The sequence below is a fragment of the Paenibacillus marinisediminis genome, from assembly GCF_054343325.1.
Genome location: NZ_JBTGUH010000002.1, coordinates 224483 through 242388 on the forward strand (window position 1 = coordinate 224483; position 17906 = coordinate 242388).

At 47.3% G+C, this 17906-nt stretch carries 15 protein-coding genes; all 15 read left to right on the top strand.

The features are described 5' to 3' along the window. The 15 genes from ACXX53_RS06835 (at position 1) to ACXX53_RS06905 (ending at position 17783) form a co-directional block, all read left to right on the top strand. The gene (locus ACXX53_RS06835; protein ID WP_458567883.1) at positions 1-897 is read left to right on the top strand and encodes a carbohydrate ABC transporter permease; all 897 of its coding nucleotides are present in this window, start codon (positions 1-3) and stop codon (positions 895-897) included. Next, positions 894-1877 carry a carbohydrate ABC transporter permease gene (locus ACXX53_RS06840; protein ID WP_458567884.1) on the top strand — a complete coding sequence of 328 codons (984 nt, stop codon included), beginning with the start codon at positions 894-896 and terminating at the stop codon, positions 1875-1877. Before ACXX53_RS06835 ends, ACXX53_RS06840 begins: the two co-directional genes overlap by 4 nt. Positions 1878-1905: 28 nt before the next feature. Next, positions 1906-3360: a M81 family metallopeptidase gene (locus ACXX53_RS06845; protein ID WP_458567885.1), complete on the top strand. Its 1455-nt coding sequence runs from the start codon at positions 1906-1908 to the stop codon at positions 3358-3360. A gap of 60 nt (positions 3361-3420) precedes the next feature. Then, complete coding sequence (locus tag ACXX53_RS06850; protein ID WP_458567886.1) at positions 3421-4734, top strand: aspartate aminotransferase family protein; 1314 nt, start codon at positions 3421-3423, stop codon at positions 4732-4734. 13 nt (positions 4735-4747) lie between these two features. Beyond that, positions 4748-5377: a carbohydrate-binding family 9-like protein gene (locus ACXX53_RS06855; protein WP_458567887.1), complete on the top strand. Its 630-nt coding sequence runs from the start codon at positions 4748-4750 to the stop codon at positions 5375-5377. A 97-nt stretch (positions 5378-5474) separates the two neighbouring features. Then, on the top strand, positions 5475-6320 hold the full coding sequence (locus tag ACXX53_RS06860) for an IclR family transcriptional regulator (protein ID WP_458567888.1): 846 nt from the start codon (positions 5475-5477) through the stop codon (positions 6318-6320). Between the two features lie 219 nt (positions 6321-6539). Further along, a complete protein-coding gene (locus ACXX53_RS06865) occupies positions 6540-8876 on the top strand; it encodes a hypothetical protein (protein WP_458567889.1) in 2337 nt (778 codons plus the stop codon). A gap of 12 nt (positions 8877-8888) precedes the next feature. Continuing rightward, positions 8889-11189 (top strand): FAD-dependent oxidoreductase, encoded by a 2301-nt coding sequence (locus ACXX53_RS06870; RefSeq protein ID WP_458567890.1) that lies wholly within the window; start codon positions 8889-8891, stop codon positions 11187-11189. A 71-nt stretch (positions 11190-11260) separates the two neighbouring features. Beyond that, positions 11261-12031, top strand: coding sequence for an SDR family NAD(P)-dependent oxidoreductase (locus tag ACXX53_RS06875; protein WP_458567891.1), 771 nt, complete (start codon positions 11261-11263; stop codon positions 12029-12031). Then, on the top strand, positions 12028-12810 hold the full coding sequence (locus ACXX53_RS06880; protein ID WP_458567892.1) for a creatininase family protein: 783 nt from the start codon (positions 12028-12030) through the stop codon (positions 12808-12810). Before ACXX53_RS06875 ends, ACXX53_RS06880 begins: the two co-directional genes overlap by 4 nt. Further along, the gene (locus ACXX53_RS06885; protein ID WP_458567893.1) at positions 12807-13943 is read left to right on the top strand and encodes a hypothetical protein; all 1137 of its coding nucleotides are present in this window, start codon (positions 12807-12809) and stop codon (positions 13941-13943) included. The genes ACXX53_RS06880 and ACXX53_RS06885 overlap by 4 nt, the downstream gene beginning before the upstream one ends. 544 nt (positions 13944-14487) lie before the next feature. Next, positions 14488-14868: a PadR family transcriptional regulator gene (locus tag ACXX53_RS06890; RefSeq protein ID WP_458567894.1), complete on the top strand. Its 381-nt coding sequence runs from the start codon at positions 14488-14490 to the stop codon at positions 14866-14868. Between the two features lie 106 nt (positions 14869-14974). Beyond that, a complete protein-coding gene (locus ACXX53_RS06895) occupies positions 14975-15835 on the top strand; it encodes a methyl-accepting chemotaxis protein (protein WP_458567895.1) in 861 nt (286 codons plus the stop codon). A gap of 139 nt (positions 15836-15974) precedes the next feature. After that, a complete protein-coding gene (locus ACXX53_RS06900; RefSeq protein WP_458567896.1) occupies positions 15975-16745 on the top strand; it encodes a GNAT family N-acetyltransferase in 771 nt (256 codons plus the stop codon). Positions 16746-16769: 24 nt separating this feature from the next. Further along, positions 16770-17783 (top strand): phosphotransferase enzyme family protein, encoded by a 1014-nt coding sequence (locus tag ACXX53_RS06905; RefSeq protein WP_458567897.1) that lies wholly within the window; start codon positions 16770-16772, stop codon positions 17781-17783. Positions 17784-17906 lie beyond the last annotated feature (123 nt).

Genomic DNA, 17906 nt, shown 5'->3' on the forward strand with positions numbered 1-17906 from the left:
ATGAACACGGTAAAGGAGCGACGCAAAGGCTATCTTCAGTTCCGTTGGAAAGAATACGGCGTCGGATACTTGTTCATGCTGCCTTGGATCATCGGATTCTCCTTGTTTGTCGCTTTCCCCATCGGTTGGTCACTGTATAACAGCTTCAACAAAATATTGATCACGAGCGACGGCTTTCAATACAAGTGGGTAGGTCTAGACAATTATAAACAAATGCTGATCGTAGACAACGCCTATCCGATCATATTGATCAGTTATTTTCAAGAAGTGATCGTGATCATTCCGCTCATACTCATATTTTCATTTTTCGTAGCGTTAATGCTGAATCAGAAGTTTCCCGGACGCGGGTTTATGCGCGCTGTATTCTTTCTGCCTGTCATATTTGCAACCGGTCAGGTACTGATGGAGCTGTTCACACAAGGCGCCGGAGAGCTCCCTTTTATTAAGGAATACAAAATTAATGAGTTGGTAGAACAAATATTCTACGGCGGACTCGCAACTACGATCATTCAAGTACTTAGCAAGGCAGTTATCATTCTATGGTATTCCGGCGTGCAGATCCTTATCTATATAGCAGGCTTTCAGACGATCCCGAAGACATTATACGAAGCGATTCGTGTAGACGGAGCATCACCGTGGGAAAGCTTCTGGAAGATTACATTTCCGAGCATGGTACCATTTATCGGTCTTAACTCGATCTTTACCATTGTTGATTTGTTTACATTCCCGTTTAATCCCGTCATGGAAATCGTCAGTCGAAATATGTTTAGTCCCGGCACGGGCTATGGTTATGCGAGCGCTATGGCATGGCTGTATTTCGCCATCATATTGCTCCTGCTTGGAGTTGTGATAGCTATTACCTTCAGGGCAGCGAAAAGAAACGGGGGATTGCGATGAAGCTGGCTGAAAGTTACCGGCAGATGAGGTTGGAAGTATCACAATTCTTCTCTAGCCGCCATACACAAAAGGTGAAGAAGCTCGTGCTGGGTCAACATGTGAATGATGGCATTCTTGCCAAGCTTATCATTATTGTCCTATTGACCGTCATTGCCTTCTTGTATCTGAAGCCTGTCATTTATATGATCTCGACCAGCTTGAAGAGTGTATCTGACCTGATCGATCCCACCGTCGGTGTTATACCGCGCGTGATACACATCAAGAATTATATTGAAGGCTGGGTCGGGCTTCGCTATCCCGAAGCCTTCATGAATACACTGATCATCGCCTTTGTTGGATCGATCTTGCAGGTATTTTCCTGCGCGATTACCGGCTATGCGCTGGCGAGATTAAAGTTCCCAGGGAAGAATCTATTTTTCTTTCTCATATTAGTAACTTTCCTTGTTCCTCCTCAAATCACGCTAGTTCCGATGTATATGGTATACAGCAAGTTAGGCTTATTGAATACGCCATTCGTATTTCTCATTCCTGCACTGTTTGCTCAGGGAATGCGAGGCGCCTTATTCATTATCATCTTCCGCCAATTCTTCTTATCGCAGCCTAAGGCTTTGGAAGAAGCGGCCAAGATGGATGGCGCTTCTGTGTTTCGCTTGTTCTTCCGAATTATGCTTCCGCTTGCAAGCTCGGCTTGTCTCGTCGTATTCCTGTTCTCATTCATCTGGTATTGGAACATGTACTACGAGCCGTCGATGTTTCTAAGCAAAGACTTTATCCCGTTGTCGTTGCGATTAAGCTCATTTGAAGCGGAGTTAATGGGGAATTGGGCTGTTAATTTCGACACGGCTGTTGGAAAAGACCCGGTATCAGAAGGTCCGAAGATGGCGGCGGCATTCCTGATCATCTTGCCACCATTGGTCGTGTATCTTATTGCGCAGCGATGGTTTACTGAAGGAATTGAGCGTTCAGGAATGGTTGAATAATTGGATACAGAATGAAGGAGGAGCTGCGATGAACATTGCGGTGGTTGGAATGGTCCATGAAACCAACACGTTCGCTCCCGGAAGGACAGACTTGCATGCATTTCAATCTGAATGGGTAGAAGGAAATGATGACTTCCTGTCACATTATGCGGGCACCCGAACTTCTATGGGGGGCGTCATCGACGCGGCTTTAGCTTATGGATTGGAATTGTCAGTCGGCTTCTACACCACGACGACGCCAAGTGGAATGATATCGTCTGAAACGGCTCAAGCATTAATTCAACATGCAGTGGAATCAGTAGATGAAGCTGCAGATGGGCTCCTCGTAATCCTTCACGGTGCTATGGTTGCAGAAGGAATCACGGATATGGAAGGAGAGTTACTCCGCCGTATTCGAACTAAGGCAGGCAAGCAAAAACCGATAGCCTGCACACTCGATCTGCACGCTAACATAAGCTTGGATATGGTTGAACTATCAGACATTCTAGTCGGTTACGATACGTACCCGCACGTCGATGTGTATGAACGAGCAGTAGAAGCTGTTCAACTGCTCGTTCGACGAATCCGTGGCGAGATCGCACCAGTTCGAGCGTACTCTCGCCCGAATATGCTGGTCGTTCCGCAGATGATGATAACGGAAGAGCCTGGTCCCATGCAAGAAATGATGGAGCGGGCTCATGCCATCGAACGAGAACGTTCCGTACTAAATGTGACAATTGCCGGAGGCTTCCCATATAGTGACGTGCCGGAAGCGGGAGTCTCAGTCGTTGTGACAACAGACGGAGATCAGGAACTGGCGGAGCGATATGCGGAGCAGCTGAGCCAGATGTTCTGGGAGCGGAGGGAGCGCTTCGAGTATACCGCTTTCGATCCTCGGACTGCGGTTGCAATGGCCTTCGCTGAGCCGAAAGGACCCGTCATTCTCGTAGAAGGCTCAGACAACGTAGGTGGTGGCGCCCCTGCAGACGCTACCCATGTCCTGTGCCAGTTGATCAATCCGCCTAAGAAGAGCCTAATTGTCATTCGCGATGAAGCTGCTGTTCGAGCTGCGCATCTCTTAGGTGTAGGCGGACGGTTTCAAGAACGCATCGGCGGTAAGTGCGATGCACTTCATGGTCCACCAGTCGAGGTATCTGGCAGAGTTAAGCTCTTAAGTGATGGTGAGTACACCCATATCGGTGCATATATGACCGGTCAGCGCGCATATATGGGTAAGACTGCTGTCATTGAAGCCGATAATCTAACCGTCGTATTAACGGAGCTCAGAACACCGCCATGGGATCCGGGTCACTTAAGCTCTATCGGAATTCGCGCACAGTACTATCATACGATTGTGGTGAAAGCAGCGATTGCTTGGAAGACCGCCTTTGGTTCCATATGCAAGGCGATCATTCCCGTAGATTCGCCTGGATGCTGCGGTTCTAATCTATCCGCACTCTCATACGAGCAACTAAGCCGGCCTATATTTCCATTCGATCAATAACAGCCCTTCATACAAAGTTTCATTAAGGGTTTCGAACCTAGCATAAGGAGGCAAAGCATAATGGCAGCTTTCAACGTTTCGATAAATAAATATGCTGAAGCACGAGCTTATGTAGCCGGTGGAGTGGCCAGCTCGCTTCGTGCAACCATGAAGCCGGTTCCGATCTATGTGGAATCCGCCAAGGGAGCGAAGCTCCGCGATGTAGACGGCAACGAGTACATCGACTATATGCTGGCTTACGGACCGCTAATATTAGGGCATGCTCATGAAGGCTTGACTGCCTCGATCACGGCCGCAATGCGGAACGGCTATACCTACGGTTTGCAGCATGAGGGAGAGATCGATCTTGCGAAGCAATTAATTGGAGTTCTGCCGTGTGCGGAAAAAGTAGCATTCAGCGGCTCTGGTACAGAAGCAGTCATGCTGGCGCTTCGCTTAGCGCGCGCATACACGGGTAAACGCAAGATCGTGCGTTTCCACGGTCATTATCACGGCTGGTCCGACTCCATTTACACTTCATTTCCCGGTGCAGGCATCATCCAGACCGGTGACATGAAGGGAGCAGGTTCTGTTCTCCCGGGAACGATGGGACAAAGCAACAGCAGCTTAGAGGATATCATCTTGCTTCCGTGGAACGACCCTGACGCGCTAGAAGCTGCACTGCGGGCGAATGCTGACGAGATTGCCGCAGTGATAACAGAGCCTGTCATGTGCAATTCAGGCTGCTTGATGCCTAAGCCCGGCTATTTGGAGCAGATGCGCCGATTGACGGAAGAGCATGGCATTGTGCTAATACTTGATGAGGTCATTACAGGCTTCCGTCTCGGATTAGGGGGAGCGCATGGAAGATTCGGCATCATGCCGGATCTCATTACGATAGGTAAAGCAATGGGCGGAGGAATCGCGATCAGCGCTGTTGCGGGACGCGCTGAACTGATGAAGCTGATCGATGATGGGCGAGTGAGTCATCTCGGAACGTTAAACGGCAACTGCGTTGCGACTTCAGCGGCCCTTGCGACGATATCAGAATTGGCTAAGGATAATGGCTCCGCATTCAAGGTTATGGAGGAGTTATTCGTTACATTGGCGAATGGGATACGCGATAGTCTAGAGAAGTACGGAATTAAGGGCGTCGTCAACCAAGCAGGACCTGTAATGCACATGATGTTCACAGAAGCAGATCAAGTGAATGATTTTGAAACGTTCAACACTAGGGATGCCGGGCTGTATGCTCGATTTGCCGAGCTCATGCTTGGTGAAGGAGTGCTGCTGCGTATGAACGGATTATGGTACATCTCAACCGCGCACACTCATGCCGACGTCGATCAGACTCTTCAAGCGGTTGACCGTGTATTGGGTCGATTGAAAGGATAAGCGGAGGTGGAGGATGCAAGAGGCAAAGTATCAATATACCTGTAAAAAAGTCGAGCTTCATCCAGATCACAGTAACGGTATACCTTGGGATGAGATGGAGGAGATGATGCTTGTCGAGACTGCGTCTGGCGCACCTGCCCGGATGTCAACAGCAGCTAAGGCATGCTGGACTTCAGAGCATGTATGTTTCTTATTCCGCTGCGAGGACGATTATATCGTCTCGAATTATATCAACCGGGACGATCCGATCTATGATGAGGATGTCGTAGAGATCTTCATCGATGAAGCAGGGGATGGAAGACGATACATCGAGCTTGAGGTAAGCCCGAAGCTTGTTGTATTTGACGCGGTCATTGAAAATAATCTATCTGGACATATCAAGCTTGATATAGCTTGGAATATTGATGGCTTGCTCACGAATGTGTATCAGTTGAAGGATTCCATGTATTCATTTGAATATGAAATTATGATTCCGCATCATGCCTTCTCAAGCACAATCTCGGCTAGGAAGCAGTGGAGAGTTAATCTATATCGAATCGATGAACAGGAAGATGGGACTCGAGAGTATCTGGCATGGTCGCCCACAAAAGCGATTGACTTTCATAAGCCCGAATACTTTGGATATATGACTTTTGATGAATAGTAACAAAAGATGCGGCTTAAGTGCATTTTATTGAAAATTACAATATTAGTTAGTTGTACACATGCTCATATAGCGGAAGTATGTAATTGCTGATAGAATGATTATTGTATGGTCAATTATTATCCAAAAGTACTATATTCATGTAACTATGGAAGAAGAGGAAGGATTCCATATGGAACAACCATCACCTAAAGTTAAATCTGCCGACCGAGTGCTGGACATCTTTGAATTGTTTACGGAAGAGAAGGATACCTATACACTTACAGAGATTGCGAAGTCGTTAAATATGCCATCCAGCAGCACCTATCAAATCTTGCAAAATATGCTGAGTCGAGGTTATCTGGAGACGGATAGCTCCGGCAAAAACTTTCAGCTGGGCAATAAAATATTTGAGATTAGAGTGAAGCATCGCCTCAATACGGACTTGACGAAGGAATTCTATCGCTCAGCAAGCAAGATTGCAGAGATCTTGAATGAAACTGTGTTTCTGAGCATTCGCAGTGGAGACAACAATGTGTACATCGCGGAGAAGCAGATTGCGCAGCCTTTGCGTTTCAACAACAATCTAGGATCTGTACTGCCTCTGCATGCGTCTGCCTCGGGTAAGATCTTGCTGTCTCGGCTGTCAGACGTTGAATTTGACGCTTTATACCCTAACGAGCAGCTGCTGACTTATACTAGTAAGACGATCTCGACCGTCTCAGCACTGAAGGCTGAGCTTATTAAAGTGCGCGCTGAGAATATCGCTTACAATTATGGTGAATCAATTGAGGGAGTACATTGCATAGCTGGACCTATTATCGATATGGAAGGCAATGTGGTTGCTTCCGTGAGTGTGTCGATACCACAAGCCCGTATAACCGAGATGTTATGGGAGAATGCGCTCCAAAGCATTGTGAACGCATGCAGCGAGATAAGCAACCGTTTGTATTTGCAAAACTAAGCTATGATGTGGAAACGATCGTGATCAGTGCAGGCTGAGAACGGTCGTTTTTTTATGTGAAAATGGGAGAACCGAGCGAAATCTTCCTGTTATTCACGATCCGTGCACGCACTTCATTTCACAGATAAGAAAAAGATAATCATATATGAAAATTAAATTGACTATATATGGCATTAAAGATAGAATTTGCTTAACGATAGCTAAGTTGGAGGGGTATAGATGACTTCTAATCTGCTTGCCGCGATTCCTGAGCATATCACGCGCTTTGTACAGCTGCCTAATGAAAAAGGACATAACGCGGTATGGGACTTTGTACGATCGCCTGATGATCGCTTCTACATAAGTGTATGCGGAGAGAATGAGAAACCGTTAACTGCCTTGCTGTACGAGTATTACCCAACAACCGGCGAACTTAGATTGATAGTTGATGTTGAAAAGGCTTGGATCGTTGATGCAGAGCAGATGCCCCCTAGCAAGATACATACAAGCATCGATTTCCTTCCAGATGGAAGATTGATCATGGCGACGCATAATACAGCCCCTGCGCCAGGGCATAAGCAGTGGATGTTCGAGCAGTATTATGAGCATCCGTGGGAAGGCTATCCCGGTTCCATTCTCATGATCGTGAATCCGGATACGAATGTAGTAGAGACTAGAGGTATTCCAGTTCCTAGGGAGAGCATATATGGCGGCATGTTGGGCAATGATCCGCGATACTACTATTTTCTAGGCTATATGAGAGGCCATCTCTATCGATTGGATCTGCATACGAATGAAGTGAAGGATTACGGTAAGCTGTCCGAATTCTCGTCCTGCCGCTTGATCAAGGATGATCGTGGACGTTTCTACGGAAGCTCTTATACGGGCGGGATCTGGAGATTCGACCCTGAGTCAGAGACGGTCACCGATCTTAAGGTCAGCTTCCATTCGCCGCATGGTCATAGACATCGAAGACAGTTTATATTTGGACTTCATACTCCTCGCGGCAGCTTGCTTATGGTTGATAACGTAGATTGTGAAATGATAGAGATTCATACCGAGACGTTAGAAGTAACTCGACATGGCCATATCCACCTGCCGGAGCAGATTCCGGTGGAACCTTATGGTATCGGAGGGTTAGCGGCTGATGATCAGTTTGTTCTGTATTACGGCCTCAAGACGAATGACGGCTATAGCCCGATCCGGTTGGTCAGATGGGACATTCTGAACGGAAGAAAGCCGGAGAACCTAGGCCTGGTAATACCGAACGGGAAGGATTCACAATACATTTGTGAAATGATCTTTGATCGTGAAGGCTGGCTTCATATGGTGGATGTATGCGGTGAATTCTCGCCTTATATTCTTGCTGTTGACGTGAATAGGCTGTCACCTCCAGGACCTGATGCGCCATCGGCACCACTCAGACCTTATTATGAACCGAGCTACAACGGTGTTGGTGTTCCCGCATATATGCATATTGTTGCAAAGAAGACACGCACGCTGCCGCTGCACCAGCATATGGATTGGCGGGATACAGCAGTCAGCCATGTGCGGGCTATCAATGACAAAATTTATTGTATAAGCGGAAAAGACCGTGTGCTGCTGACTGAATCCGATTATAAAGCTAGTTCGAACGGTAAGCTGTTAGACATAACAACAGTGTATCAAGGTGGATCGCCCATATCCTGTATCGACATAAATAATCAAACAATAGCTGTTCTAACGAGTGATCGTCACATCTTAATCGTCGATCTATTGTCAGGCAGCTGTACGAAATGCATTCCATTGCCAGCGGAAATCGAGCTGGCAAAGCTGCAGCTGCAACTTGATTCAGGAGAAATTCTGGCTAGCAGTACAGATAAAGCTCTGCATCAAATAGATTACATGATAGGCAATGGAGACTGTAATGTTCGAACGTTGAATAACATAGCGTTGCATACAGCAGATTCATTCGTGATTCCGCTGAGCAATCGCAGACTGCTGTTATCCGGATGCAATGATGACATCCTGCTCTACGATATCGACACTGCGTGTAGTGATCAACTTGAAGTGAAATCTTCATCGATTCAGGGAAGATCGTTTAAGGCCACGATTACAGGCGGCGCCGTATTAGCAGATGGAACGGTTGTGGCAGGTACAACCGATGGCATGCTGTTTACGCTATCTCCGGATCTAAGAAGACGGCGATCGTACGGCAGACTGTACTCCAGCGGACAGCTGCGAAATTTCATCAAGCTGAATGATCGGGAAGTCGCAGGTGTATATGGGGGGATTCGAGATGCAGGGCACGTATTTCACTATGAGAGCGAAAGCGGCTTTGTTGATCTAGGAAGACCTCGCGTATTAAAAGATAATGGCGAGCTGTCTGCTATCGATGCGGAGTGGGCGAGCATTCATTATATATCCAGCATCGCATACTCTCCAGATGATGATTCCCTGCATATTGCTTCAGGCGAGGAGTACGGCAGCGTGGTTCGTTTTACGGGTGTGCGAGTTCAGGGTGCAGGTTCCACAGCTGGCACGGGTGACGAAGTTGTCGAGAGCGTGACAAGAGCACAAGATCCTAAATTAACTTAGGAGCTGAGCAGAGTGAATTCACACGAGATGATGCGATCCGCATATCGCAGGATCGAAGAGACATATGATATCGTCGTTTGCGGCGGCGGGCTTGCTGGTTTATGCGCGGCTGTCGCCGCCGCTCGGCATGGTGCCAAGGTGTGCCTAGTACAGGATCGTCCGGTATTCGGCGGCAACAGTTCTTCGGAGATTCGTGTGCCTCCGCAAGGAGCTGCAAGCTCTCATGCCTATGCGCGGGAAACCGGTATTATATCTGAGCTGCTCATTGAGGAACGAGCGCGAAACCATGAGGATCCGACAGGTGATAATGGCTGGATCAACAGTGTCTGGGACATGGTGCAGTATGAGATGGCAATGGCTACTGCGAATTTGACTTTTCGGCTGAATACGCCAGTTAAAGGTGTGCTCATGAAGGATGAGCTGACTGTTGAGGCCGTTGTCGCCCAAGTTCATCATGCGGAAACGGAGCTCATCCTGCGAGCCCATACGTTCATCGACTGCACAGGCGACGGCATTGTCGCGGCGTTTGCTGGATGTGAGTGGCGCATGGGTTCAGAAGGACGAGATGAATACAACGAGCCGCATGCGCCGTTACAGGCCAGTGACGCGGTGATGGGCAACTCCATCCATTTCAAGGCGAAGGATATGGGACGCCCTGTTCCCTTTACAGCGCCTAATTGGGCGGTAAAGTATGAGGATCCAGATTTCTTCTACAAGCAGGGCCGCTGGCCGGGAGATACAAAGAGCGGCTATTGGTGGATCGAGCTATCGGTTCCTTGGCACACGATATATGACAATGAGGAACTCCGTCATGAGCTGACCAGGCATGTGATGGGGATATGGGATTGGATTAAAAATGGTGACAGCGAGTTCAAGGATATATCGGCGAACTATGCGCTGGACTGGATTGGTCAGGTGCCCGGTAAGCGCGAGAGCCGTCGTATCGTAGGCGAATACTGGATGACTGAGCATGATCCGCTGGAGAAAACGGTGTTTCCAGATGAAATCGCCTATGGCGGATGGTTTGTCGATCTGCACGAGCCAGGCGGCTTGCTGGCTCCATTCAGCGAGAGAACGACTAAGGATGGGCATGACAGCAGCTACGGCGCTAGAACCTACGTTGGCCCGTACGGCATCCCGCTTCGCATATTGATCGCGAAGGGAATGAACAATGTGATGATGGCTGGGCGGAATGTCAGCGTGACACATGCTGCCCTCGGCACAGTGCGGATTCAAGGCACTACGGCTCTGATGGGGCAGGCGGCGGGAACAGCGGCCGCAATCGCGAATCGGGATGGACTATTGTCCGTAAGACAAGTGCCAGAGTTAGCCGTCCATGAAGTTCAACAGGCCCTGCTTCGTGATGGGTGCTTTCTACTTAATACGCGTAACGAGGATCCAGGAGATCTAGCTAGATTGGCTGCTGTATATGCGAGCAGCGAGGCTAAGCTGTCAGGTGCCGAGCCATCGCTTCAAGCTGTGTTGGGAATAGATGAAGCGTTGGCCAAAAGGCGAGGACAATGGATTGCTGTCGGCGCTGAACGCATCGACAAGCTCTCATTATGCCTGAGCAACTTGTCCGACGCCGTTCAGACGGTTGAAGCTCGCCTCTATGCCGTTGAGCATATATGGGATTACCGCACAGAGCCAGGGGAAGCTCTGGCGGCAGCAGAACTTATAGTCGGTCCCGGTCATCACCAATGGATCGATTGGACGACAGACCTGGATGTATCCGAGCTAAAAGGTCGTTACATACGATTAGATCTGCTGGCTAATCCACTCGTATGTTGGCACGCCGCTGACAAGGTGGTACCTGGACATGTCAGCGCGTATGATCTTCAGAACGGCCAGATGCGTAAATACGGCAATGGACTGACCATGAGCTTCCGCATCATCCCGGAACAAGCCTGCTATGGCGCCAATCAGGTGATAAGCGGCGTCACGCGGCCATATCGCAGCACCAATCAATGGCGCTCGGACCCCGCTGAGTCGATGCCTCAGTGGATCGAGCTTGCCTGGACGGAACCCGTTCAAGTCAGCACCATTGAGCTGACCTTCCCTGGATATATCCTTCGCGATTATCGCAGTTATCCAGCCTTCTACCGCGATCCGGAGTGTCCTAGAGATGTGAAAGCAGAAGCACTCCTACAAGGACAATGGCTTGAGATCGGCAGTATAGGTGACAATTATCAGCGAAAGGCCACGATTCGACTGGAACAGCCCGTTCAGACGAATCGTGTGCGACTGACGGTGCTTGCCACGAACGGCGACGCGTCTGCCTCATTGTATGAGGTTCGTATTTACTCCACGTAGACGCTTAACTTTACTTTGCATCTAGGACTTGAACTTTCAGCCGTAAATGAATCTTATTGATTCGTAATCTGATGATAAAAGGTGATTGGATGCAAGTGCTGAATAACAAGGTTATATTGATCACTGGCGGATTAGGCAATTTGGGACGATCCGCTATTAAGATGTTTTTGGATAGAGGCGCTATCGTGTACGCTTGCGATCGCATCCCGATCGATACGTTTCCAGAGCTCCTACATCTACTTGATCAGTATGGTGAGACGAGATTTCGCTTCAAGCAGGCGGATGTGTGCGAAGAAAGGGATATGATCTCCATAGTTGAAGAGATTGAAAGCGCTTATGGAAGACTGGACGGGGCTTATCACACCGTTCATACGAATGTATGGAAGCCCGTATTGGAGCTGACGATGGAGGAGTGGGACGCTACGATTCGCGGAACGCTGACAAGCACATTCGTCGTGAACAAATATGCGCTGCCGTTAATGATCAAGACTGGCGGCGGATCTATCGTCAACACGTCTTCCATTCTCGGACAGATCCCTTCAAAGGGCTGCCTAGCGTACGGAGCCGGCAAAGCTGGCATTAACCAATTTACCAAAGTACTCGCTCTAGACTATGCCCAACATGGAATAAGAGCTAACGTGCTCGTGCCCGGTGATTTTAGATCAGTAGAGAGCTTAGCCGTTCAGTCGGAGCAAGAAAAGGCAGCCATGAAGAACAATTCCATGCTTGGACGAAGTGCCAGCGCAGATGAAATCAATGAAATGGCCTGCTTCTTGTTCTCAGATGCCTCCTCCTATACAACAGGAGCATTATTCACAGTGGATGGAGGGTTCCATCTATGAAGAACTATCTCATGCATCTATGCACCCGCGAAGAGATTGCAGAACGCGCGGCCCAAGGCTGCGCTGCTGTGATTCCACTTGCGGCGACTGAGCAGCATGGTCCGCATCTTCCTGTGTACACGGACAGTCTGATCTGCGAGCATATCATTCATCGCGCAGGTGAGCAGGCTGCACGTGAAGTTCCCATTCTGATTGCACCGGTGCTTCCAATTGGCTGTTCGCAGCATCACTTGTCCTATGGAGGTACCATCTCGTTCACATCCTCCACCTATATGCGAGTACTGAAGGATATCGGTGAAAGCTTAGTGCAGGACGGCTTCCGCAAGATCATCTTCGTTAATGCGCATGGCGGCAATGATCCGATAATGACACAAACAGCCAATGATCTCGCTGTCGCACATCCCATCTGGACGGCATCTGCTTCTTATTGGAGCGTTGCAGGTGAAGCGCTGCGTTCGATCAACGCGCGTGAAGTAGGGATGGTGCCTGGGCATGCGGGCGGGTTTGAAACGTCAGCGATCATGGCCATTCGGCCAGAGCTCGTTAGAGCCGATCGGATCGAAGATGAGCATATTAGCCGTGAGTGGATTAACTCCGGTCCTCCTGGTTCCTTTATCGGCAGGCATGGTGAGCTGACAGGATATGACGGATTCACGGACTCCGCACGTCCTGCAACTGCAGAAAGAGGACGAATCTATCTGGACACGATCATTGCAAGCTTATCGAGCTGGCTGATTCATACGGTTCATGCTATGAACAAAGGGGAGCGGAGCAGATGACCGAGCTTAACTTGAAGGGCAATTTTAACAATCCGAACCGTAAGCGAGTTGCGGCTATTGTAACAGAATACCGCTATAATTCACATGCCGACGTTATCTTAGGGCGGTTGTTGGGCGACTTCGATTATGAGCCGCAGATTGAAGTCGTCTCGATCTACACCGATCAAGTACCTTCTAGCGATATGAGCCGAGAAGCGGCTTCTAGATTGGGAATCCCGATCTATTCAACGATTCGGGAAGCGATTCGTAATGAGCATGGAACCGGCCCAATCGACGGAGTTATCATAATCGGCGAGCATGGAGCCTACCCATTGAATGAAAAGGGGCAGATGATGTATCCGAGACGGCGTATGCTCGAAGAAACGCTGATCGCGTTGGATGAGCTTCAATTGATAGTGCCGATATTCTCAGATAAGCATCTTTCATACGATTATCAGGATGCTGTATGGATGTATACGCAATTGAAAAGTAGAGGTATTCCGTTTATGGGGGGTTCATCGATTCCACATACCGAAATAGTTCCTCCACTTGATGCGAATAAGCTGCGCTCTGTAACCGAAATATTAGTCCTCAGTCATTCAACATTACTTGAAGCCTATGGCTTTCACGCCTTGGAAGTTTTGCAATCGCTGGCAGAGCAAAGAGAAGGCGGAGAGTCCGGGGTACTATCAGTACAATTCATGCAAGGACCTGAAGTATGGGAAAGCATGGACCGCCAGGAATGGCCAGAGGACTTATTGCTTCAAACGTTGCAGCTATTCCCAAATCTTCCTGCCATTCACCCGCGTTTGCTTGATTCCAACCCAATTCTTATGGTCATCAACTATGAAAATGGCTTAAAGGGCTATGTGATACAGCTTGAAAAGCTAGTTGAACAATGGGCGGCAAGCTTCCGCACGAAGCAAGCTGAAACGGTAGCTGTTCTCTATAACAGCGAGTTAGATCGTCCATTTGTTCATTTTGAGCATTTTACCAAGAAGATTGAGGAGTTAATGATGTCAGGTGTGCCGCCGATCCCGTTAGAACGTACACTGATGACGACTGCTCTGACCTGTGCGGTGGTTGATGCCGCTTATTACGGACCGAGCTATCAGTCGGAGAAGATTAATATTGTATATAGGCCTAATTCGTGAGCAGGTTATGAGGAAATTCGGAAATGTTTAATGGCATTAATGATAGTGTCGTGGACACACAGGCCGCTATTTGAGCCATATTGGGCTAATTCGATAGCTTAGCGGACCGTGGTTCCGCTATTTACACCTTTTTCGTTGGAAATAGTACGTTTCATAGCGAATAACGTCTCCTGTGTCCGCGAGATACGCGAAACACAGCGTTTTCGCAGAAATAAGGGCTGTACGGTCCGCTTCGCGTCGCTCGCGAATCCAAAAAGTCCTCTCCCACACGACCTTGATCGTTGGGAGAGGATTTTTTTCACAACTTGAATTCAAGTTGAATTTCCATCCTTGATAACATAATTTTGACCTAGATTCGGATCATGATGCGGAAGTAATATGGATGATAGACACGTTATATTAGCCTCAAGATAACACGTGCAAACACGTATATTCCTAGCACGTGTTATTTGCTTGCTTATTTATGTGATATATTGAAGATAGAGAGTACAATCCTTAGTCTATCAGCGCTCACCTAGCCTATTATTGCACAAGGAGTGAGAAGATGAGAAATCAGAAGCCTGTTGAGAAGGAACAATCGCTTGGCCATATTGTGAAGGTTCAGCAAGTCATCGACTTCATCGTCCTTGCTGAACTGCAGAAAGGCAGACGCTATGGAAAGCAAATCGATCAAGTAATCATTCAAACGCTGAGTGGAGTCGGCGTGAACGATTCTTATCTAGCGAAGCGCTTAAAGGTGCTTGCAGAGAAGGGGCATGCCACTAGTCAATGGGAAGATGATAACCGATATAATCGATACTATGAAATTACGGATTCTGGAAGAGAGTATTTCAATCAGTTGCTGCGAGATTTACCGGAGAAAGTAGAAATTGCTCAGAATGTGTATAGATTGTTTGATAAGGCATTGAAAAAATATAACATGTAGATTAACTTTATATTAATATCTCGCATTACTGTAATTGACAAAGTGGTAAATGATCATACATAAATAGGTTAAATCTCGAAACTACTAAGGATAGGACTGTGGTAAAGTGGAAAACGTTGCAGATTATAAGAAGCATGACACCGAGTTAATAGAAGCATTCGCAAAAGTAGCGCCATACTTGAACAAATTAATGCATGACGATATATCTGTTAGTGTATACAACACGGAGAGGCTGATGATCTCCGTTCCAGCCAAGACATTTTCACTGAATCTTAAGCCTGAAGAGCCGCTGTTGGAAGGAGATATTCTGACAGATGCCATTCGCAATAATAAAGAAATATCAGGTATAGTACCGAAGGAATTATTCGGTGTACCATTTGCTTCACGTGTTATTCCTATTCAAAATCAGCAAGGAGAAGTCATTGGCGGTGTTGGCGTCGGGACGAGCTTAGAGAAGGCGAATGAGCTCTATCATGTTGCAGAAGATTTATCCTCTATCGTGGAACAAACCGCTGTTTCCTTCTCCTCGATCACGAACTCTGTCGTGGAGCTGGCTAGTCGATTAGAAGAAGTATCTAACTATATGAATGATGTGAGCTCTGGCGCGCAGGAGATCGGGAAGATATCGAGCGTTGTTAAGGAAGTCTCTGATCAGAGCAATCTACTAGGCTTGAACGCGGCGATAGAAGCTGCACGTGCAGGTGATGCGGGTCGCGGCTTCGGAGTTGTGGCCGATGAGATCCGCAAGTTAGCAACGTATTCGAAGAATAATGCAATTCAGATTGATGACATTACGAAGAATATGCAGATCGCGATTCGTAATCTACAGCAAGCGTTCCAAGGAATCCATGATTACACGAACAATCAAGTCGCTTCGATTCAAGAACTGTCTGCAACCGTACAGCATATTAATCGGAACACGCAGCAGCTGTCGGAGATGGCGGAGAAGAATTTGATAATCGAATAGTTATCTATGAAACACAACATTACTAGCAGCAGCTTTTTTACTCTTAAGATTTATGGAGTTGAAGGCTGCTTTTTTTCTATCAATTAGGCTGTTTCTAGCATCATGCGGAACAGCCATCCTTATGGGGGAGGATATGAGGATGGACGTAACCAACAAGAAATGCGTTATTCAGTCTGTTCAATCGGTATTAGCAGCAGATCTCAGCTGTTCGACACATGATCTACTGTCTGATCATGTGTCTGTGCATCGAGCAGAACAACATGCTGGAGGCTTTCGTTTCCCATACCGTGAGCAATCTCTATCGATCTTGACTCTAGGAAAAGGAGCAGCTATCTCATGCAACGAAGAAAGAATGGCTTGGGCTCAACATGAATTAGGTCAGATATCGCGAGATCAGCTATTTTCGGTACATACGATGGGTCGAATAGACAACTATTTGCGACAGAACAACCAATATCTCGCTGGTCCTGATCTAAAATATGTATGTACGATTGAGGATCTCCGTGATCTTAATATTCCTCGAGATGTTACAATCACAATTCATGATTGCCATACAGTATCCAGCCTATATGCACATAAGCAATTTCAACATGCTCTCACCTTTAACCCGAACAGTGATCGTCCTGATATGTTAGCAGCAGTTGCTGAATATAAGGGAGCGACCGTGGGCATAGCAGGGGCTTCCGCAGATTGTGATACCATGTGGCAGATCGGGGTGGACGTGCTTCCAGAATATCAAGGCTTAGGAATCGGAAAAGCAATCGTTGGCCGTTTAACTCGAGCCATTTTAGAAGAGGGAATTATTCCTTATTATTCAACCTCATTACATAATCTGCAATCAAGACAGTTAGCAGTCAGCTTAGGCTATTGGCCTGCGTGGATGCAACTGTATGCTCGCTATCTTGAGTAATCGATATATCGGAGGACTTACATCATGGAACATTCGATTAAGGCAATCTTCAATGATGAGATCGCTGCAACAGCCGCTGCTAGATATGGAACGAGCATGGAGGAACTACAATTCGTTGGAGGCTTTCAAAATTTTATATACGAGTATCAGCATAACAACAAGTCCTACATCTTAAGATTCACGCCTAGTGCTCATCGATCCTCTAATCTAGTTCAAGCCGAATTAGATTGGATTCTCTACTTAGCAAGTAGCGGTATAGCAGTATCTGAACCGATACGTTCACTCGATGGCAGACTTGCTGAAGTGATCAAAGCACAAGGGATGTACTTTACAGCCGCTTCTTTCGAAAAAGCACAAGGAAGCAAGATTGGATATCCCGAATGCCTTCAGGACGATATGCTCTATTCCAGACTAGGGCAAATAACGGGGAGAATACATGCTCTATCAAGTCGCTATCAACCTAATGATAATACATTAAGAAGGGATGATTGGAGTCAAAACTATTATTTGCAGCATATTAACATTCTGCCGGACTCGCAATTGCGAATAAAGGATCGCTACTATGAGATAGTGAGCAAGGTTCAACAACTGCCGCAGGATGCTGCGTCATTTGGCCTTATACATGGAGATATAAATGTCGGGAATTTCTGTGTCGATGGGCAGGGGAAGATCACATTGTTTGATTTTGATGAGGCACAGTATAGCTGGTTTGTGGAAGATATCGCCATACAACTATATTATCTTGTCTATGTGTATGGTGGCGATGAAGGAAGAGCGAGTAGGGAAGAACAAGCTTTGCGTTTCATGAAGCACTTTATGGAGGGCTATCGTTCGGTGCATACGTTAGACGATTACTGGTTACAACAGATTCCTCTATTCCTGCAGTTAAGGGAGTTAATCGTTTATATCGGAGCCTTCCGCAACTATGACGGCGATGAAAACTTCAGCAATTCAGACAATCAATGGTTTAAGGATTGGATAGCTGAGTCTCGATACAGGCTGGAGAACGGAATCCCGATCGTTGACATCTGGACTTAATCTTGTTGAAAGTTATATAAGAAGAGCATGGTTTGAACTATAGCGGATCAGTCCATGCTCTCGAATTCTAAGTAAGCTATATACTGTGAACTACAATCTTCGCCAATTCAATCTTTCTCCTCT